This is a genomic window from Desulfosporosinus burensis, assembly GCF_054657535.1.
Genome location: NZ_BAAHYN010000079.1, coordinates 1 through 566, shown reverse-complemented (window position 1 = coordinate 566; position 566 = coordinate 1). Strand labels below are relative to the sequence as shown.

Sequence of the window (566 nt, the reverse complement as noted above, 5' to 3'; positions counted from 1 at the left end):
TTGAGGGATCCGACTTTGGCATTTTTACCAAAGAAGTACTCGACATCCACCTCATTGTGATTAAATCGACGTTCAATTTTGTAAAGAGGGGCTCTCATGCTATAGAATGTCGATAAAATGATGGCTTTGGCTAAGTTTCCGGTGTCCATATTAGAACGACTCTTCGTCCCCTCGTCGGTTTGATTGTTGATAATCCCAGTAAAGCCGATATTCTCAAGAAATTTGTTCGCCATGGCCATTAAAAAACTAATCTTCAGGGTCGGTGTACTCTTCTTTGATTCATTTATTTTCATGATGCCATCCCTCTTTTTACAGACTTTTGATAACATCATAAATTACAGGGCTCAGTTTGTCCAGCTATTATTAAAAACCCCATAAAAACCTACAAACCTAATAAATGAACCATTAATTCACTTGCAAAAGAGGATAACGTACAATCGAATAATCAAGTGATAACGCTCAATGAGCATAATTCAAGCGAAAGATATTCTATTGCACATTCCTCATTATTACATCTATGACAATAAAAAACTATTCATCAACAGGTCACACCCGCGGAATGTGGG

Annotated in this window: 1 protein-coding gene; it reads right to left on the bottom strand. The window is 37.3% G+C overall.

The window, feature by feature from the left end; all coding sequences use genetic code 11:
• Positions 1–293: hypothetical protein (locus ACYQ3Q_RS28475; RefSeq protein WP_459931747.1), on the bottom strand; the 293-nt coding region annotated here is incomplete at its 3' end.
• Positions 294–566 lie beyond the last annotated feature (273 nt).